Annotated in this window: 20 protein-coding genes; 13 read left to right on the forward strand and 7 right to left on the reverse strand. The window is 53.7% G+C overall.

The genetic code is table 11. From position 1 onward, the window contains the following. Positions 1-256 precede the first annotated feature (256 nt). On the forward strand, positions 257-553 hold the full coding sequence (locus AC1931_RS03425) for an Imm27 family immunity protein (protein ID WP_483875826.1): 297 nt from the start codon (positions 257-259) through the stop codon (positions 551-553). Between the two features lie 110 nt (positions 554-663). Next, complete coding sequence (locus AC1931_RS03430) at positions 664-1,524, forward strand: DUF3014 domain-containing protein (protein ID WP_483875827.1); 861 nt, start codon at positions 664-666, stop codon at positions 1,522-1,524. A gap of 37 nt (positions 1,525-1,561) precedes the next feature. Here the strand turns inward: AC1931_RS03430 and AC1931_RS03435 are convergent, their stop codons facing one another. Then, complete coding sequence (locus tag AC1931_RS03435; protein ID WP_483875828.1) at positions 1,562-1,756, reverse strand: GSU3473 family protein; 195 nt, start codon at positions 1,754-1,756, stop codon at positions 1,562-1,564. 248 nt (positions 1,757-2,004) lie between these two features. Between AC1931_RS03435 and htpX the strand changes: the two genes are divergently transcribed. The 11 genes from htpX to AC1931_RS03490 all read left to right on the forward strand — a co-directional run bounded on the left by htpX (position 2,005) and on the right by AC1931_RS03490 (position 14,485). Further along, positions 2,005-2,889, forward strand: coding sequence for a protease HtpX (gene htpX / locus AC1931_RS03440; protein ID WP_483875829.1), 885 nt, complete (start codon positions 2,005-2,007; stop codon positions 2,887-2,889). A 248-nt stretch (positions 2,890-3,137) separates the two neighbouring features. Continuing rightward, the gene (locus tag AC1931_RS03445) at positions 3,138-4,877 is read left to right on the forward strand and encodes a S8 family serine peptidase (protein WP_483875830.1); all 1,740 of its coding nucleotides are present in this window, start codon (positions 3,138-3,140) and stop codon (positions 4,875-4,877) included. Positions 4,878-5,198: 321 nt separating this feature from the next. Beyond that, positions 5,199-5,447, forward strand: a complete 249-nt coding sequence (locus AC1931_RS03450) for a hypothetical protein (protein WP_483875831.1) — start codon at positions 5,199-5,201, stop codon at positions 5,445-5,447. A 36-nt stretch (positions 5,448-5,483) separates the two neighbouring features. Then, a complete protein-coding gene (locus AC1931_RS03455) occupies positions 5,484-6,185 on the forward strand; it encodes a winged helix-turn-helix domain-containing protein (protein WP_483875832.1) in 702 nt (233 codons plus the stop codon). 3 nt (positions 6,186-6,188) lie between these two features. After that, the gene (locus AC1931_RS03460; protein WP_483875833.1) at positions 6,189-7,679 is read left to right on the forward strand and encodes a HAMP domain-containing sensor histidine kinase; all 1,491 of its coding nucleotides are present in this window, start codon (positions 6,189-6,191) and stop codon (positions 7,677-7,679) included. An 81-nt stretch (positions 7,680-7,760) separates the two neighbouring features. Further along, positions 7,761-8,960: a peptide-methionine (R)-S-oxide reductase MsrB gene (msrB, locus tag AC1931_RS03465; RefSeq protein ID WP_483875834.1), complete on the forward strand. Its 1,200-nt coding sequence runs from the start codon at positions 7,761-7,763 to the stop codon at positions 8,958-8,960. A gap of 346 nt (positions 8,961-9,306) precedes the next feature. After that, a complete protein-coding gene (locus tag AC1931_RS03470; protein WP_483875835.1) occupies positions 9,307-9,915 on the forward strand; it encodes a TetR/AcrR family transcriptional regulator in 609 nt (202 codons plus the stop codon). Beyond that, on the forward strand, positions 9,912-11,060 hold the full coding sequence (locus AC1931_RS03475; protein WP_483875836.1) for an efflux RND transporter periplasmic adaptor subunit: 1,149 nt from the start codon (positions 9,912-9,914) through the stop codon (positions 11,058-11,060). The genes AC1931_RS03470 and AC1931_RS03475 overlap by 4 nt, the downstream gene beginning before the upstream one ends. Next, positions 11,057-12,262, forward strand: a complete 1,206-nt coding sequence (locus tag AC1931_RS03480) for an ABC transporter permease (protein WP_483875837.1) — start codon at positions 11,057-11,059, stop codon at positions 12,260-12,262. Before AC1931_RS03475 ends, AC1931_RS03480 begins: the two co-directional genes overlap by 4 nt. 1 nt (position 12,263) lies before the next feature. Then, complete coding sequence (locus tag AC1931_RS03485; RefSeq protein ID WP_483876162.1) at positions 12,264-12,986, forward strand: ABC transporter ATP-binding protein; 723 nt, start codon at positions 12,264-12,266, stop codon at positions 12,984-12,986. A 29-nt stretch (positions 12,987-13,015) separates the two neighbouring features. Continuing rightward, the gene (locus AC1931_RS03490; RefSeq protein ID WP_483875838.1) at positions 13,016-14,485 is read left to right on the forward strand and encodes an efflux transporter outer membrane subunit; all 1,470 of its coding nucleotides are present in this window, start codon (positions 13,016-13,018) and stop codon (positions 14,483-14,485) included. A 243-nt stretch (positions 14,486-14,728) separates the two neighbouring features. On the opposite strand, the gene AC1931_RS03495 is transcribed toward AC1931_RS03490, so the two are convergent. The 6 genes from AC1931_RS03495 to AC1931_RS03520 form a co-directional block, all read right to left on the reverse strand. Next, positions 14,729-15,283, reverse strand: a complete 555-nt coding sequence (locus tag AC1931_RS03495; RefSeq protein WP_483875839.1) for a hemerythrin domain-containing protein — start codon at positions 15,281-15,283, stop codon at positions 14,729-14,731. Next, positions 15,283-15,738 carry an iron-sulfur cluster-binding oxidoreductase gene (locus tag AC1931_RS03500; RefSeq protein ID WP_483875840.1) on the reverse strand — a complete coding sequence of 152 codons (456 nt, stop codon included), beginning with the start codon at positions 15,736-15,738 and terminating at the stop codon, positions 15,283-15,285. Before AC1931_RS03500 ends, AC1931_RS03495 begins: the two co-directional genes overlap by 1 nt. Before the next feature lie 29 nt (positions 15,739-15,767). Continuing rightward, on the reverse strand, positions 15,768-15,983 hold the full coding sequence (locus tag AC1931_RS03505; RefSeq protein WP_483875841.1) for a hypothetical protein: 216 nt from the start codon (positions 15,981-15,983) through the stop codon (positions 15,768-15,770). A gap of 227 nt (positions 15,984-16,210) precedes the next feature. Next, complete coding sequence (locus AC1931_RS03510) at positions 16,211-16,660, reverse strand: PAS domain-containing protein (protein ID WP_483875842.1); 450 nt, start codon at positions 16,658-16,660, stop codon at positions 16,211-16,213. A 15-nt stretch (positions 16,661-16,675) separates the two neighbouring features. Continuing rightward, positions 16,676-18,283 (reverse strand): MFS transporter, encoded by a 1,608-nt coding sequence (locus tag AC1931_RS03515; RefSeq protein ID WP_483875843.1) that lies wholly within the window; start codon positions 18,281-18,283, stop codon positions 16,676-16,678. A 37-nt stretch (positions 18,284-18,320) separates the two neighbouring features. Then, positions 18,321-19,811: an MFS transporter gene (locus tag AC1931_RS03520; protein ID WP_483875844.1), complete on the reverse strand. Its 1,491-nt coding sequence runs from the start codon at positions 19,809-19,811 to the stop codon at positions 18,321-18,323. Between the last annotated feature and the right edge of the window lie 18 nt (positions 19,812-19,829).

Here is a 19,829-nt window from a genome sequence, read left to right on the forward strand (position 1 = left end):
GGGAAAAACAGCCGGAATTGCCATGCCAGAATTACCACATAACAGACAAGGATTCAAACCCGAGCGCTCGCAACGACAACAGGACGCTTGTGATTTTCACTACTTTTGCAGTGCCATTTTCGTTACAATGAAGGCGAATCTGGATGCTGGATAAAATCGGACTGTCGGCAAATCATTGACCGACATGTTCACTGCTGCTCTTGCTTACGTTTTTCGAACCCCATAATCTCATCGAGTGAACAGGCAAACCATAACCATGGACATTGAGCTGACAGACTATGAATTAACCCCGGAAACCACCCTCATTCGCGGCTTCTGGATCGATCTCGGTAGCCGGGTTGAAAAGGACTCAGGCTGGATGCGCATTGAGTGGCTCATCGCCAAGCGTCTGATACTGGTCAAGCAGGGGGACACCGACGTGGGAATGCTGTACCGTTATCCGACTGACAACAGTCTCTGGCATTATTGGCTTGTCGCCCCGCAGATGGCCGATGGTGGGCCACCTGCCCTTGAAAAAATCAGTGCGGATCAGGCGGCATCAATCTTCGGTTAACGATGAACCATCAAGCGCCGGCACAGAATAGAATACCTGTCAATCAGCTATAGATGTTACCTTAGTGATGAAACGGTCGTTACTTTACCCACGTCAGAAAAGAAGAGTCCATGAAAACTACTAATCTGATCATCTATTTCCTGCTGGCGGTGGTTATTGCTTTTGGATTATCAATCTATTTTCACAGTCGCGTTGATGATGTCATTGTCGGCGATCCGGTTATCCCGGCCCCCCCGCAGGAACCACTCAAGCGCCCTGTGGTACGCTATCCAGTTCCAGATAGCGTACCGGCACCGGAACCGGCCCCTGTCCTGCAGCCACCGCTTGAAGAGGTATCACCAACGCCGCTGAATGACCCGCTGAGCGACTTGCCTGAAACTCTGCCGGCGATTGATAAAAGTGATGTCCTGGTCGATCAGGCCCTGGTTGGACTGTTGGCCGGCCGCCGATCCAGCGATCTGGTGATCGTGAACAGCTTTATCCAGCGCCTGGTGCTGACCATCAACAACCTGCCGGAAAAAAAACTGCCACTGGCTCACCTCCCCTTTGAATTTCCTGAAGGGAGCTTTGCAGCGGTGGGAGAGGAAGAGAGCCTGCGAATTTCTCAAGAAAACTATCAGCGCTATGCTCCCTACCTGAATCTGCTGGAAGATACCAACCCTGATACGGTCATCAGAGTCTATGTTTATCTTTATCCTTTGCTGCAAACGGCTTATCAACAGTTGGGCTATCCAAACGCCTATTTCAACGATCGTCTGGTTTACGTGCTCGCCCATCTTCTGGAAACACCGAATCCTGATGATCCGCTGGCGCTGAAACGGCCCTCGGTTAACTACACCTACGCTGACCCGACCCTGGAAAACCTGTCTGCCGGACAGAAAATCCTGCTGCGCATGGGCAAGGAACAGCGTACCCGTGTCATGTCGGTATTACGCAATTATCAATTTCGCCTGACCCGCCTGCTCCCGTAACCGAGCAGGCGAATCAATCAATACAGGCTCAAAAGCCTTAATGCATTTGGCGTCGCTCGGGCCCGGGATAGTGATCTCTTGGTTTTCTGCGAACCGGATCTACGCCGACATATGCCCACCCCTCACCACGCTGAAACTTGATGATTATCTCCTCTTCAATGAGGATTTGAAGACTGCGTGGATCAACCTGATCCATCATTCCATCTTCATAAACAACCGGCACACTGAGCATAATAATCCTCCTCCTGTTAGTCTAGCTGTCGACATTATAGCAGATTTTATTCTAACCCTGCTTCGCCCCTCATATGGTTTATTATATCATTTAAAACCTGACCGGTTTACCTTGACACCTTCGACCGATAACGCATAATAATTAACTGTAAACTTTGTCATGAGGCTTTTGTCGCTACGACAAAAAACTCAAAACATTTAACTACTAAAGCTATTTGAATCATTATTTATATGGAGGATCAAGCAGTTATGAAACGCGTATTACTCTTTATCGCCACCAACCTGGCAATTATTTTTGTTTTGAGCATTGTCTTGAATCTGCTCGGTGTGGGAAGCATGCTCGACGAGCAGGGTGTCGGTCTGGACATGACCAATCTGCTCATTTTTGCTTCAGTATTCGGTTTTGGCGGCGCCTTTATCTCCCTGGCCATGTCCAAATTCATCGCCAAGCGCATGACCGGTGCCAAAGTGATTACCACCCCCAGCAATGAAGCTGAAGCCTGGCTGCTGCAGACGGTAAAACATCAGGCTGAAATTGCCGGCATCGGCATGCCGGAAGTGGCCATCTATAACGCCCCCGAAATTAATGCCTTTGCTACCGGCATGCGCCGTAACAGCGCCCTGGTGGCAGTCAGCGCCGGCCTCTTGCAGTCGATGACCCGAGATGAAGCGGAAGCCGTTCTGGCGCACGAAGTCAGTCACGTTGCCAACGGCGACATGGTCACCCTGGCGCTGATCCAGGGGGTTGTAAATACTTTTGTTATTGTCCTGTCACGGGTTGTTGGCCATCTGGTCGACCGGGTGGTCTTCAAAACTGAACGCGGCCACGGCCCGGCGTTTTTCATTACCTCGATTATTGCCCAAATTGTTTTTGGTATCCTTGCCAGTGTTATCGTTTTCTGGTTCAGTCGCCAACGGGAGTTCCGGGCAGATGCTGGAGCGGCACGCTTGTCCGGCCGTGAAAAAATGATTGCAGCACTGGAAAAGCTTAAGCGCAACAGCGGTCAGGCACAGCTACCGGAGCAGATAGCAGCATTTGGTATCTCCGGGGCTAAAGGGCAAGGAATCAGGCGTTTTTTCACGACTCACCCGCCCCTCGAAGAGCGCATCGAAGCACTTAAGCGCATGCTCTAGTGACAGTAACTCCTGCTTTGCTGTAACCTACAGATAACTCCGAGCTTTTTCGGGGTGTCTGTAGGTTTTTCTGCGAACGCTACAACTCCATAACGAGATGACCGACGATGCCGATGAAAATCATTTTATCAGCCATTCTAGGCCTTTTGTTGACGGTCCCTCCACCCATGACTGTTGCTGCTGAGGTCTTCTCGCCAAAGCTTCAATCAGTCCTGGATCAAAACTCTTCAGAATCTGTTTCGGTCATTGTGACATTAACCACAGATGAAACCCCGGTCATGCTCGCCAGAAGATTGGGACCGCGTCAGCGTAACGAGATTATCCAGGAGTTGAAATCCGCTTCCGAGAAAAATCTGAAACAACTTCATCAATTGTTGGGTCAACACAACCTCACAGCTGTCCGGCCCTTATGGCTTATCAACGGCATGGCATTAACTGCGCCGCCTGAACTTCTCGCAGAATTGGCTTCAGTCCCTTACGTTCAGGCAATCAGCCTTGATGAAGAGATTCGGCTACCCTCGAATCTCGCCACCGACACCAGCTCGACAGAATGGAATATTGCACTAACCGGTGCGCCATTCCTCTGGCAACGTGGCTATGATGGTACAGGCATCACCATTGCCATTCTCGACTCAGGTGTCAACATTGATCATCCGGATCTGGCAGGGAGCTGGCGCGGCGAGGACGGAGACTGGTTCGACCCTTATACTGACAGCACGAGACCCTATGATTTTGGCGGATATCATGGCACCGGCGTAGCCAGCGTTGCCCTCGGTGGTCATCATAGTGGCAGCACAATCGGTATGGCTTCGGGGGCCAGCCTGATTGCAGCAAAATTATTTCGTGACGATGGCACGGGAAACCTCTCCTATATCATTGAGGCATTGCAGTGGGTTCTGAGCCCTGGAGGTGATCCGGACCGGGCACCAGCGGTCATTAACAACTCCTGGGGATTTGATGATGAAGCAGGAAACTGTTTGTCCACCTTTGGTTCCGGGAGCAGTACCTATCATTTACGTACGGCCATTCAAACCATTAAGGCCGCTGGAATCTTTGTTGTATCTGCAGCCGGCAATAATGGACCAGATACTGCAACCAGCATCAGCCCAGCCAATTATCCTGAAAGCTTTTCCGTTGGGGCAACGTGGCCGGATAATGCCATCGCCGGGTTCAGTTCGCGGGGGCCATCTGCTTGTCCTGAGGACATGACCTACCCTGACCTGGTAGCTCCCGGAATAATGCTTAAAGCGGCAGCAGGCGGCAGCGGAGAAAACACCTCCTATCAGTATGTGTCAGGCACTTCTTTTTCGGCACCTCATGTCACCGGCGCTGTGGCGCTCTTGCTCAGTGCTGCAAACAACCTTAATCTGAATCTCGGCGTTACGGAAATAGACATGGCACTGAAGTATTCCGCAATCGATCTTGGTCCACCCGGTGTGGATGATGCCTACGGTTTCGGACTTCTCGATGTGGTTAACGCTCTCAATCTTATTGAAAACGACTTATTGCCCGATATTGCCGGCAACTCCCCCCCGTTACCACCCCAAATCATCGCACCGACAGCAGATACCATTTTCACATCAACCGACATCATAACCCTGGCCTGGGAAGAAGCGACTGATCTTGATGGCGATGCGCTCTCTTATGTTGTCGTCGTCGCTGACAATCCCTATCTGAACAATCCTCTTGATATCGGTGCTGGTGCTTTTGCTACTACCCTTTTTGGACTGTCCTTGTTTGGAATGGCCCGATCACGTCGATGGGGAAAGCTCGTCATCATCATGCTTATTCCTTTTATCCTGGGGTTGGTGATTTCCTGTGGCGGCGGCGGTGGCAGCGGAAACAGCGACAGTCCACAAACGACTGCCTACGATTTCAGTCAGACCATCGGACCATTAAGCCCAGGCAGCTACTATTGGAAAGTTGTCGCCAATGATGGGCGGGGTGGGATTAGTGAGAGCATTCTGGCGAGTTTCACAGTGCAGTAACCAGAACCCTTCATGTTTTTTCGCAATCCAAACCCCATATTGCAGTGGGCTTCCTGGGAACAGACCACATCACATCACTCCGGCGTAAAACTCTGGGCGCCCATGTAACAGTTCATGTGAGTAATGGGTTCCACTACCTTAATACTTATTAGCTCTGAGAGGCAGTTTATCCAGGGGCGCTTCCTTTGGTGCTGTGACATTTTTGTTAACATTTTGCGATACACTGTTTAACACTCCGTGATTCTCCTGTGATGGCGTTCGCTGATGATGAACTCATGACCAGCCACATCGGCAGGTTAAAACCCTTAAGGAGATATCACTATGAAAAAATTCACTACACTCGCTACAATATGTCTATTCGGACTGATAATCAGTGTCAGCCAGGCGGCAGAAATGATGTCCTCAGAGGGGATGATGAAGGACAACATGAAAGAGTCAATGGATCATCAGGTCATGAAGAAGGATGACATGTCGGACTCTATGGAGCACAGTATGGAAGATGAGGGGATGTCAAAGGATAACATGACCATGAAGGACGACAGCAGGGACAAGTCAGACTCCATGAAGTAGCGGGGTGCCGACAAAGGGCACCAGAACCAGGAAAAGATGACTCGAAATGTACTGATCATTGAGGACAACCCGGGTATTGGTGAGCTCGTAGGTATCCATATAGCTGAACTCGGCATGAACCCCGTTCTGTGTGAACGGGGGGATATGGGGCTCGCGCGCTTTCGAGAAGGGGGTATTGACCTTGTGATTCTCGACCTCATGTTGCCCGGAATGGACGGGTTGTCCGTGTGCCGCGAAATCCGCGCCGGTTCGGGTTATGTTCCAGTGCTGATGCTCACGGCTAAAAGCACGGAGCTAGATCGGGTTCTGGGCCTTGAAATTGGGGCGGATGATTACCTCACCAAACCCTTCAGCGTGGCCGAGCTCTCCGCCAGGGTGAAAGCCCTGTTCCGAAGGGTGGATGCCATGGCTTCTGCGCCGGCCGTAGAAACCAGCAATGACGAGTTGACGGTAGCTGGACTGCGTATTGATCCGATGCGCCGCCGGGTATGTGTAAGGGACCAGGAGGTAGAACTCACCGCACGGGAGTTTGACCTGCTCTGGCACTTTGCCGGCCATCCGGGTCAGGTATTCAGCCGCGTCCAGCTACTGGACACCGTCTGGGGTTACAGCCACGAAGGGTACGAGCATACCGTCAATACCCACATCAATCGTTTGCGGGGCAAAATCGAAACGGATCCGGCCCGACCGGAGTTTATCCAGACCGTCTGGGGGGTGGGTTATCGCTTTCGGGAATAAAATATGCTGAAAACTCTCTACACCAGACTGGCCCTGGGCTTGTTTTTATTGTTACTGGCAGTCGGCCTGCTTTATACCATTATCAGTCTCTATTCGTTGCGTGAATACAGTGCGTCGGTAAATCAGGAGTTGCACCGGGAGCTGGCAAAGAATCTGGTGTCAGACAGGAACCTGGTCAGCGATGGACAACTTGACCGAAGTGCCCTGAAAGAGCTGTTCGCGTTGTACATGACCATCAACCCCAGCATCGAAATTTATCTGCTTGACCTGGATGGAAACATCCTTTCCTATTCGGCCGATCCGGCTAGAATTAAACGTAAACAGGTTTCGCTGGAACCGATTAGACAACTGATGTTGGACATGAGCCGTTACCCCGTACTGGGCGACGATCCCCGCAGCCATGATCGACAGAAAGTATTTTCTGTGACCCCGGTGCCCTCGGCAGAGAATCCGGATGGATATCTTTACGTAGTGCTGCGGGGCGAGGAATATGATACCGCTGAAACCATGGCACGGGGGGGGCAGGTACTGGCGCTGAGTGCCTGGGCCTTGCTGACCAGCCTGGCGGTGGTGATGGTCGCGGGGCTGGCGATTTTTCGCATGCTGACCCGCCGTCTTACCGCCCTGACCCGGCTGGTGGAAACTTTCGAGAGCAGCGATATGAGCCGGAAGCCACCAGTCACCTGGCGCGACCAACATCCTCTGGTTCGTGACGAGATCGACTATCTGGGCGTCACATTTGATGATATGGCCCGCCGGATTGCCTCCCAGATTGACCAACTGACCGAAAAGGATGCCCAGCGTCGTCAGTTGGTCGCCCAGGTGTCCCATGATCTGCGTACTCCGCTGGCTTCCATACAGGGATATATCGAAAGCCTGAAATTAAGGCGGGATCGACTTAGTCCACAAGAACAGGATCGCTTGCTTGATATTGCCCTAAAGGAAGGTCGACGTTTAAGCCACCTGGTTGATGAGCTGTTCGAACTTGCCGCACTTGAGGCACGAGAGAGACAACCCGCCCCGGAGCCATTCCCCCTCGCCGACCTGGTAAACGACGTGGTTCAAAAGCACGTTCAGGCCGCGCGGGACACCCGGCTGGAGCTGACCCTGAGTGGCAATCCGGCAGAGCTGCCCAACGTCTACGCGGACCTTGCAATGACTGAACGGGTGCTGGATAACCTGATCGGCAATGCCATTGCTTACAGCCCGGCAGGTGGTCACATTGAGGTGGTTGTTGGCCAGGTGGGAGGAATCCCGGAGGTTTGCGTGCGCGACACCGGACCAGGCATTTCAGAGCAGGACCTGCCACATATCTTCGATCCTTTTTATCGGGGGGAATCCTTTAGTGCCGGCCATGCCGGTCTCGGCCTTGCAATTGCCCGCAGGATCATGGCGCTTCAGGGCGGTGATATCCAGGTTGAAAACCGTCCCGCCGGCGGCGCCTCCTTCTCCCTCCGATTTCCTGTCGACACTCCCGGCAGACCGTTGTTATAAAAATGTTATCTTCTGGAGACCCGGTTGTGATGAATCTCATGCATACTGGTTACAATATTCACTGCGCAGGAGGTTAATGTTATGAAACGGTATCAGTTACTGATTTTTACAGCGGTTTTAATTGGCCTGGCCTTATTTCAGCTAAACCTTTCCAACGCCATGGTCTCGAAATATGCCCCGGCCGATCCTGACCTGGCAATAGCGACCTTCGCTGGTGGCTGTTTCTGGTGTGTAGAAGAATCTTTCGAAAAAGTTCCCGGTGTTGTAGCAGCAGTATCGGGGTACAGTGGCGGCGAAGAGACAAATCCGAACTATCAGCAGGTTGCCGGTGGTCAGACCGGCCACACAGAGGCTGTGCAGGTTTATTATGACCCGCAGATGATCACCTACGAAGGGTTACTGCAGGCGTTGTGGCGAACCGCCAACCCGACGGATGCCGAAGGTCAGTATGTGGATCGCGGTAAGCAGTATCGACCAGCGATCTTTTACCGCAACCCGGCAGAGAAACAAGCAGCCGAAATTTCGGTGGCTGAGCTGGAAACGTTTGGTCGTTATGAGGATCCGATAGTGATCGAGATCGTCCCTTTCAGCGTCTTCTACGAGGCCGAGGAGTATCATCAGGATTACTACAAGAAAAATCCGCTTCGTTATAAGTTTTATACCTTCAACTCAGGTCGCTACCAGTTCATTGAAGAGGTCTGGGGAGAAGACCAGGAAGTAGATTATTCCCGGTACCAGCCGCAAAACGGCGCGGGCTCCGCGCAGATTGAACCTGGCGAAGCCAACCGGCAACCAATCCAGGTGGCGGGATTCAACCCCGCTACATTCGAAAAACCAAGCGATCGGGCTCTTAAGGATCGGTTGACCAAGGAGCAGTACCACATCACCCAGCAAGACGGTACGGAGCCTCCCTTCAGGAACGAATATCATAATGAAAAGCGACCGGGACTCTATGTAGATGTTGTCTCCGGTGAGCCGCTGTTCTCATCCCGCGACAAGTATGATTCCGGTACCGGTTGGCCCAGCTTTACCCGGCCTATCGATCCGGATTGGGTGGTGGAGCATGAGGATCGAAGTTTTTTTTCGGTGCGCACCGAAATCCGCAGCCGTTACGCCGATTCCCATTTGGGACACGTCTTCAATGATGGCCCGGCTCCAACCGGCCTGCGTTATTGCATGAACTCCGCAGCATTAAGGTTCATCCCGCTGGAAGACATGGCAGCGCAGGGCTACGCCGCGCTGATTGCTGAAGTAGAAGAAACTGGACACAGCAAACAATAAAGTTTCGTTCTGCGCAAAAAATGTCCTCGGTTGAAAACCAAAACGCAGCGATCTGGTCGGCGATTGAAAATGCTGCTGTACGGAAGCACTGGTTGTCGTGCCGCGGCTGGCCAAAACTCAACAAATAAGTAAAAGGGGGTGCCGGCAAAATTTTCCTGGCACCCCTTTTTTAGTTATAAAAAAAGCCTTACTACTCGTCGCGGCATGAAAACTTTCTTAAAGAAGGATAATGCTTTTTACGCATTGTATCGATAAGACACATTTTTTCGATATATTGCAGCCTCACCCTTGACAAAATTAATCGAAAGCATAAGATAGTAATTAATTACTATTTTATGGAGACAAGATGATTAGACACAGTAAAAATCTTCCGGCAGATGAACGTCGTGCGGTAACCGTCGAGGCCGTCGTCGCATTAGCTGCCGAGCAGAACCCCAATGACATTACCACCGCAGCCATCGCCAAGCGCATGGGGCTGACCCAGGGCGCCCTGTTTCGTCACTTTCCCAACAAAGATGCTATCCTGCAGTCGGTGATGGGCTGGGTAGCCGAGCGCTTGCTGACTCGGGTGGATAAAGCATTGCAAACAACAACCTCGCCGCTGGAAGCCCTTGAGGCGATGTTCATGGCCCATGTGGAGTTTGTCATCGAGCATCCGGGCGTGCCGCGCCTAGTTTTTGGCGAATTACAACGGGCTGAACAGACGAATCCCAAGCGCATGGTGCAAACCCTCATCCACCGCTACGGAGAGCGGTTGAGGCGTTTGTTCAATGAAGGCAAGACCCTCGGTGAGCTGGACGCCCATCTCGACACCGAAGCCTCGGTTATCCTCTTTATCGGCACCGTCCAGGGACTGGTAATGCAATCGCTGCTTGCCAGTGATCTAAATCGTATGCGCGATGATGCGCCGAAAGTCTTTGCCATCTTTCGTCGCGGTATCAGGAATATGCCATGAAAAACCTTCCAGTCCAGAAACGTACCCTGGCGGTTCTGTTCGTGCTGTTGCCCCTGCTTATTCTCTTTGTCTATGTTGCCTTGCGTTCGGGGCCGCTGGCGCCGGTTCCGGTCACGGTTACCAGAGTGGAACACCAGTCGATAGCGCCGGCACTGTTCGGTATCGGTACGGTCGAGGCCCGTTACAGCTATAAGATTGGTCCTACCTTCGCCGGGCGGATCAAACGTCTGGACGTACAGGTGGGAGATCAGGTCGAGACCGGACAAATCCTCGGGGAAATGGACCCTGTCGATCTCGACCAGCGCATCCGTGCCCAGGGTGCCGCCCTGATGCGCGCCGAGGCACAAGTCAGTGAGGCCCGGGCGCGACTGGCTTACGCGCAAAAACAGGCACAGCGTTACGAAGAATTGCTCGCCGCCCGCTCGACCAGCGAGGAGATCCTGGCGGGCAAAAATAATGAGTTGCAGATTGCGCAGGCAAGTCTGAATGCATCAATGGAAGAGGCTGTCCGCATTGGTGCCGAACGTGCAGCGTTGATCGCTCAGCGCAAGAACCTCTCTCTTATTGCCCCGGCCGCAAGCCTGGTCGCTCTGCGCTACGCCGATCCTGGCACCACCCTGGTGGCAGGGCAAGCGGTAGTGGAGCTGATCGACCCGCAGAACCTGTGGATCAACGTGCGTTTTGATCAGATTCATGCACGGGGATTGAGCGCCAATCTTGAGGCTCGAATCGTCTTGCGCAGCCAGGATGAAGCCTTGCAAGGACATATTCTAAGGGTGGAACCCATCGCTGACGCGGTGACCGAGGAGATGCTCGCCAAGGTGATATTCGACCAGTTCCCGTCACCGCTACCTGCGATTGGCGAACTGGCCGAGATCACCGTAACCCTGCCGGAGCTTGCGGCTGCGCCGGTCATCCCCAATGCAGCCATTCACCGCTACGCCGGTAAGTTAGGTGTGTGGAAGGTCATCAATGACGATCTGCAGTTTACTAACGTCACCATGGGAAACACCGATCTGGAGGGCCGGGTCCAGGTACACGAAGGGCTGGAAGTCGGTGAACAGGTGATCGTCTACAGCGCAAAAGCCTTGACACCACGCAGCGATATCGATGTAGTTGACCGGATCCACGAGGTGTCCCAATGATCAGTCTGGCCGGTCGCGACATCATGAACGCCTGGGGAAAGTTCGTTTTTACCGGACTGGGACTCGGGTTGCTGATCGGTGTGACCCTGTCGATGGCAGGCATCTACCGTGGCATGGTGGATGATGGTAAAGCCTTGCTCGATAACATCGGCGCCGATCTCTGGGTGGTGCAACAGGACACCCTTGGTCCCTATGCCGAAGCGTCGAGCATCTACGATGACAGCTGGCGAGGCATCAACGCCATGCCGGGAGTGGCAAGAGTAGCCAATGTCACCTATCTCACCATGCAGGTACGCCAGGGCGAACGCGATGTGAGGTCGATGGTTACCGGCGTTATGGCCGGCGAACCCGGGACCCTCGGCTGGCCACCCTATCTCGTCGCTGGTCGCCACATCACCCGTGGCCATTACGAGGCGGTGGCTGATATCGCCACCGGCTTCAACCTCGGCGACCGCCTGCAGATCCGCCGCAATCACTACACGGTGGTTGGCCTCACTCGAAGGATGGTTTCGTCCGGTGGCGACCCGATCATTTTTATCCCGCTCAAGGATGCCCAGGAAATCCAGTTTCTCAAAGACAACGACGCCATTTTGCAACAGCGCCGTCGCACCGCCGCCAATCCGAACTTTAATCGACCACAGGTTCCGGGGTTGCTCGACGCCATCATCGCTTCCCAAAGCAGCAACACATACGTCAATGCCGTTCTGGTCCAGATTGCAGCGGGTCATGACGCAGAAGAAGTGGCACAGTCGATCCGTCGCTGGAAGCGTTTGACGGTCTATACCCGCAACCAGATGGAAGAAATTCTCATCGGCAAACTGATCGCTACTTCGGCCAAGCAGATCGCCATGTTTCTGGTCATCCTTTCGATTGTCAGTGCGGCGATTGTCGCATTTATCATCTACACCCTGACCCTCGGCAAGATTCGGGAGATCGCCGTTCTCAAGCTGATCGGTACCCGCAATCGCACAATTGCCGGTTTGATCATGCAACAATCGATCGCCCTTGGAGTGATCGGCTTTGTGGTCGGAAAAATCACTGCTACCTTGCTGATGGCACCAATCTTTCCCAAATACGTGCTGCTCGAACCGGTCGACTCAGTGATCGGGTTTGTCGCCGTGGTGGTGATCTGCATACTCGCCAGCATCATCGCCATTCGTGTCGCCCTCAAGGTCGATCCGGCCGAAGCCATCGGTGGCTGAAATGAATGGTAAAGGGATTCGTATCGAAAACTTGAAAAAACGTTACGGCCGCGGCGATACCGCCGTCGATGCTTTGAAGGGCGTGGACATGCAAGTCGCCCCGGGTGAGGTGGTCGGTCTGGTCGGCCCATCCGGATCAGGCAAAAGTACCTTGCTCAAATGCCTGGGAGCGGTGATCGCGCCGACCTCCGGGCGAATGATTCTTGGCGACGAGGTAATCTATGACGACGGCTGGAAGGTGAAGGACCTGCGTGCCCTGCGTCGCGACCGTATCGGCTTCATCTTTCAGGCACCCTATCTCATCCATTTTCTCGATGTTACCGATAACGTCGCCCTGCTTCCCATGCTCGCCGGAAAATCAAACGCCGAGTCGCGTAAACAGGCCGTCGAACTGTTCAAAGCCCTTGATGTGGAGCATCGCGCCAAGGCCATGCCGGCGCAACTCTCCGGCGGGGAGCAGCAGCGGGTGGCCATTGCCCGTGGATTGGTCAATCGTCCGCCGGTCATTCTCGCAGATGAACCGACCGCACCGCTTGACAGCGAACGCGCATTGGCGGTGATCCGGATTCTGAACGAGATGGCGCGCAAGTTCGACACTGCGATAATCGTCGTTACCCATGACGAAAAGATCATGCCGACTTTTAAACGCATCTACCACATCCGCGATGGAGTAACCTACGAGGAAGCTGGCGAAGGACGAGATTTCAAACGAAAGACGACTTAAAGCGAAAGATACCAATGAGAAACCATAGCGTGATTAATATCATTGCCTCAGTCCTCTTGGTCGGTTTACTGGCCGGCTGTGCCGTTGGTCCTGATTTCAAGCGTCCGGCAAGCCCCGCAGTGGCAACCTACACCACATCCCCGTTACCTGATTTCACCGCTTCAGCTCCCACGAAGATAGGCGGATCCCAGCGCTTTATTACTGGCGATGGGGGCAATTCCCAATGGTGGCAGGAGTTTGGTTCAGCCAAACTCAATATCTTGATCGCTGAAGCCTTGCAAGCCAGCCCTACTCTGGACGGAGCTCAGGCCGCTTTGCGTCAGGCGCAGGAGGTTTATAGCGGGCAGGCGGGTTTAACCCGCTATCCACAGGTCGATGCCGGCCTCACCGGCCAGCAGCAGCGCTTCAATCCCAACTCCTCGGGGCTGCCGGGCGACGCCCGGGATTTCGATCTTTACAATGCCGGCGTTGGCGTGCGTTACAAGTTCGACCTGGCCGGTGGCAACCGGCGCGCCCTGGAAGCCCTGGAAGCCCGCAGCGATTACCAGCGCTATCAACTGGACGGGGCGCGCCTCACCCTGGTGAGTAATATCGTCACCACCGCCATCAGCCAGGCCAGGTTATGGGAACAAATACAGATATCGCAGACCATTCTCCGGGCGCAGGAAGAACAGCTGGAACTGACCCGGGAGCGATTGCGGCTCGGCCAGGTCGCGAGTAGCGAGGTGTTGGTTCTGCAAACCGAAGTGGAACAGACCCGCGCCGGCATTCCGCTGCTACTTAATCAACTGCAGCAAAGCCAACATCTGCTTGCAGTTCTCGTCGGCCAACCACCGAGCGCGAAAAGCCTGCCATCTTTTTCCCTGCAGGAATTCACCCTGCCCGTCGAGCTGCCGCTGATCGTTCCTTCCGAACTGGTGCGTACGCGACCGGACATCCAGGCCGCCGAAGCATTGCTGCAAGCTGCCAATGCGGAGTATGGAGTGGCGGTCGCCAACCTTTACCCTCAACTCAACCTCAGCGCCAGTCTCGGATCACAGGCCCTGACAACCGGCGCACTGTTCGGCAGCGGTTCGGCAGTCTGGAGCCTGATTGGACAGCTGACACAACCGCTGTTTAATCCCGGATTACCGGCTGAAAAACGTGCTGCCCTGGCCGTTTTCGATGCGGCGGCGGCGCATTATCAAGTCGTCGTTCTCGATTCTCTGCGCAACGTAGCCGATGTGCTGCGAGCACTGGAGAATGACGCTCAACGGTTGTCAGCCCTTTCCTCCGCTGACACAGCGGCCCAGGGTTCTCTCGAATTGATGCAGCGTCAGTACCGGCTGGGTGCGGCCAGTTATATGCAGCTGCTCATTGCTCAACAGCAGGCACAACGGACCCAAATCCCTCTGATCGAGTCCAAGGCACAGCGCTTGATCAACAGCGCCGTTTTTTATCAGGCCATGGGCAGTGACTTTAATGCCGGTCTCTCTGCCGCAAGCCTGATCAAGCGCTAGACTGGTGATGCCTGGTGCACTTAATCATTAACAAAGAGCAAGGTGTCCACCTGTTTGCTGACTATATGAAACCCGTGAATCTGCAAGCTGCAGACTGAAGTATCTCAAAACCTGAAGTTTAGCGTCACATCCCCTCCGAAGCGGCCTGATCCGGTGGGGTGGAGTGTCCATTGATATCAGGGAATTGGTGATTTTAGACCTTGTTGCATCGATCCGTTGGTCGATCTGGCTTTGTCTTGATATCTAAGCTACCGCGCGGCGCTCATACTCCTCAACCAGGCGCTGATATTTTTCTTCCAATCCCGGTGTTTGCTCTTCAGCCCGATGATAAGCAACAATCATCTGTGCCCGGACATCTTCCGGCAGAATCCGCTCTGCTAACGGGTAGAGAACGCTATCCTCCTTGTCAATATGTTCGCGCAGCAGGGCGATATAACCGGCAGCATTTTCGGCGATTACCGCTATTTGCCCGGTTTCACCGGACAGAGCCTTTTCTGCCGCGTCCGCCAGATTACGGACAAAGGCGCGCCCCTGGTCATGCTCAATATGCATCGCCTCAATCGGGGACTGTTTTTCCGGCATACCATTATTGATCAACTCGACAAACAGCACATCTTCCTCTTTGGCGTGATGAAAACGGTCGGCGTAGTTACGGATAAAATCGACCGCATCGAGGAAAAACTGCCAGTTGCGAAAACGCCCCTGCTCCATCAGTGCAACGTTTTTTTCCAGCAATGCGATCATCCGCAGAATCAGTTGATGCTCCTTGACCATCACCTGGGTAATGTCGGTTTTCATTAGGCAACCCTTTCGCCGGCAACGCCGATGACAGCAATTTCCAGGGGGATATCCTTGCCCGACGCCTTGACGGCCTCCTCGGCCATGAGCGCCATACCGCGACAGCAGGGAACCTCCATGATGGTGACGGTCACCGACTGGATATCGTTCTGCTGCAGGATATCTGTCAGTTTGGTGACGTAGTTGCTGGTGTCATCCAGTTTTGGACAGGCATTGACCAGTACCCGCCCCTTGATGAAATCACGATGGAATTCGGCGTAGGCAAAGGGGGTACAATCAGCCGCAATCAGCAAATGGGCGCCCTGCAACCAGGGGGCATGGGGCGGCACCAGATGTAACTGGGTCGGCCACTGGCGCAATTCCGACTCGATACGGCCGGTGTCCTGATTTGCGGAGCAGACTTTTTCAACGTTGCGTACCTGGCTGCCGGGGCAACCGCATGCAAGATTTTTCATGATGTTCTCCTGATATCTAAAGTGGGTTTTTATGCTGGTGTAAGGTAATCATTAATTTCCTGTTCGATTTGGGCCTCAAGCTCTTCACCCAGGGCGTGAATCGTCACGACATCCTTGAGCAGGCAGATGCCGACGCGGCAGGTGACACAGCCGATATCGAACTTTTCGAGAATGGTGCCAATCTGCGGGTGGACTTTCAATACGTCCTGAATCGCCTGGTTGCCGATATCCTGATGCAATTTCATACTGACCTCCTTGTTGTTTGTTGAGGCCAGGTTAAGGGAAAAAATATAAAGAAAACATGACCTGGATCAATTATGACTTTTTTTGTTATTTTTTATACGGACTACCGGACGGGATTATTTTAGAGGAGATCCGGCAGGTGGTACGATTGCAAGCACCAGCCCGCCGGTTAAGTTCAACAAAAATATAAAGATCCAGAAAAAGTTCTACACCAACGGTAAAGTGCAAACTAGCTGTTTTTCTGCTCTTTTTCTTTTTCCAGCTCGGAAATGCGCTCCTTCAGGGATTTTTCACGCGTCCAGACATCGGTCACATCGCGCATGATGGAGGCGACACCCATGGGCTTGCCGCTGTCATCCCTTAACAGCACAATTGAAAAGGCACAGGAGAGCTGGTGCCCATCTTTATGCAGAGCCGGGACCGACAACAGGTTGGTCCCGTAAGCGGATTCTCCCGTTTCCATCACCCTGAAATACCCTTCCCAATGGCGCGCCCGCAGCTTTACGGGGATGATCAGGTCGAGGGACTGCCCCAGGGCCTCGGCGGCAGTAAAACCGAACACCAGCTCGCACCCGCGGTTCCACAGGCGGATCACTCCTTCGTGGTCGGAGAACAGGATCGCATCGGGAGCCTGTTCGATAATCTGACGGTAGCAGTCGGCAGCAAGTATCTCTTTCATCTTGATATCCTTGTCTTACGGGTTTTGAATATAGGCGTTGCGGCGGGTATAGAACCACCAGTTCAGCACCAGGCAGATCCCGTAGAAAACCGCAAAGCCATACAGGGCATATTCCGGCGTGGTCGCCTTGATCTGCTCACCAAATACCTGCGGAATAATGAAGGCGCCGTAAGCGGCGACAGCGGAGGTCCACCCCAATACCGGCCCGGCCTGCTCCCTGTCAAAGATAACCGCGATGGAACGGAACGTCGATCCGTTACCAACGCCGGTGGCGGTAAACAGAATGATGAAGAGCAACAAAAAAGGCAAGAAATACTCCTCCGGGGTCGCTGATGCGTAGGCTGCCTTCATGAACCAGGCGCAGCCGAAAGCAGACAGAATCATCACAACGGACACCCACTGGGTGACAATAGCGCCGCCAAACTTATCGGAAATCTTGCCGCCGACCGGACGGATCAACGCACCGATAAAGGGTCCCATCCAGGCAAACATCAGAGCACTAGGGCCATTTGGGTTAAGGGTATCGTGAGTCAACACGCCGTCAACCAATAGATGAGAAAACCCGAAAATTACCTTGATCGACAGGGCAAATGCTGCCGAATAGCCGATAAAGGAACCGAAGGTCATCGTATAGATGACCGTCATGGCCCAGGTGTGTTTATTGCTGAAAATACGGTATTGGCGATCCAGGTTGGCGCGCAGCTCGCCCCGGGTCAGGTACTTCATGCCGAAAACCGTCCCCATGATGACCAGCGGCAGTACGATCCATTTACTCAACAAGCCGAGGCCGACCGGCGGCGGCAACAGCAGATAAAGACCGGCCGCTGCCGTGACAAAGGCGATCAGTAACAGGCCGGTGATCTTGGCGAAAGCCACCGGTGGCGCGCCGATATTGGGTGAGACGGCATCGGTGGTGATATTGTTCATACCGAACCAGCCGGCCACCGCCAGGGGAATCAACAACACCAGCCAGACATAGCCGGCGTTTTGGATATAGGTTTCCGTACCGGCGGGGATCTTGCCGATCAGGGTACCGCTGGTGTTGATCAGGGTCTGGGATTCGCCGCCGAACAGACCGAAGGTCATCACCAGCGGGATCAGGATCTGCATGGTGGTGACACCAAAATTTCCCAATCCGGCGTTCAGCCCCAGGGATGTTCCCTGCACCCGTTTGGGGAAGAAAAAGCTGATATTGGACATGGACGAAGCGAAATTTCCACCACCGATGCCGGACAGCAAGGCCAGCAGATAATAAACCTCAATGGGCGTTGTCTGGTTCTGCAGAGCCATGCCGGTACCGACTGCCGGAATCATCAGCAAGGCAGTGGTAAAAAAGATAGTATTGCGGCCGCCGGCGATACGAATCAAAAACGAACTGGGGATGCGCAGGGTTGCCCCGGTCAGGCCGGCAATGGCCGACAGGGTAAACAGCTGCGACTGACTAAACGGATATCCGAGATTGATCATCTGCACCGTGATAATGCTCCAATAGAGCCAGACCGCAAAACCACAGAGCAGACTCGGAATTGAAATCCACAGATTACGCCGGGCGATTTTTTGACCGGTGCTGTTCCAGAACTCCTCGTTTTCAACGTCCCATTGTTCGAGATCATATTTCGCCATGGCAGTCTATCCTCTCAAAATAAAAATCTATGTTGTGCTAACGGTCCTGCTCTATCTTACGCATATCTTCCGGATGCTTTTCCCGCATCGCCCCGCTGGCGGTCCAGTGCAGCCAGACAAGGCAGACTAAGGACAGTAGGAACATGAACATCCAGCTGCTGGTCCACAGGCCGGTCCATTCGAGCAGATAGCCGAAAATAATCGGGCAGACAAAACCGCCCAGACCTCCGAGTACCCCGACCATGCCGCCGACAACCCCGACTTCTTCCGGAAAATAGTCGGGAATCAGCTTATAAACAGCCGCCTTGCCGATCCCCCAGGTACTTCCCAGCACAATCACCAGAATGGCAAAAATCCAGACATTCGCCTGAAAAAAGATCCGTGTGACCCCTTTGGCCAGCAGCTCTTTCTTCTGAATCTGTTGACCGACTACAACCACTGGCTCCTGCCAGGCCTGCTTGGTCGGAAAAATCAGTAGTTGCTCGTCATAACTGACAATGGGAGGTTTTTTATTAAGTTGATATTCTCTCGAGTCGATGACAATGCGATCGGCGCTGACGACTGTCACCACCCCGGAACGAACCGCCATCACACCACGACCCGGTGAATAAATTTCCATCCTCGGAATGATCAGCATGAAACTGATCAGAACAGAAATCCCCAGCACCCAGTACATGATCATGCGGCCACCAAACAGATCTGACAGCCAACCTCCCAGGGCCCGGATCACTCCCGACGGCAGGCTGAAGGCCGAAGCAAAGAGACCGGCGGTGACCAGTTGCAGATGATAGACATTGACAAAATATGGAACCAGCCACTGTGCAAAGGCAACAAAACAACCGAACACCAGAAAATAGTAGAGTCCAAAGCGCCAGACCCGCACGTCACCCAGGGGTTTAAGCATCTGGATCACGGTTTTGGTGGACGACGCCGGTTTCTTGTTTTCCGCCAGAAGGAAAAAAAGCACCCCCATGGCCATAAGCATCAATGCGTAATAGACGGGCAGTTGACGCCAGCCTTCCAGATAAGTGCCACTGTCGGTAAACCGGTTCAGCAACGTCGGTGCCAGCAAGGTAGTCAGGGCGGCGCCGGCATTGCCGGCACCAAAGATCCCCAGCGCCGTACCCTGACGTTCACGCGGGTACCAGACGGAGGTAAAGGCGATGCCGATGGAGAAGCTGACACCGGCAAGCCCGAAACCGAAACTGCAAAGGGCAAAGGTGAGAAAACTGTCGGCTTTGGAGAGCAGGAACATGGGGATCGCACACACCAGCAACAAAACCCCAAAGACCGGCTTCCCCCCGAATTTGTCGGTCAGCATGCCGGCGGGAAGACGGAAAATTGCCCCGGTCAGAACCGGTATTCCCATCAGCCAGCCGATCTCCACCGGCCCCCAGTCGAATACCTGATTATCGGCCAGAAATGTTACCAGCACGCCGTTGAACATCCAGGCCGCAAAACAGACGGTAAAGGCCAGGGTATTGAGGAATAAAATCTTGTGTGAGGTTGCTGTCGCGACATCCTGCATCTGGGTCTCCTTATATGA

Source organism: Pelovirga sp. C15f (assembly GCF_057178085.1).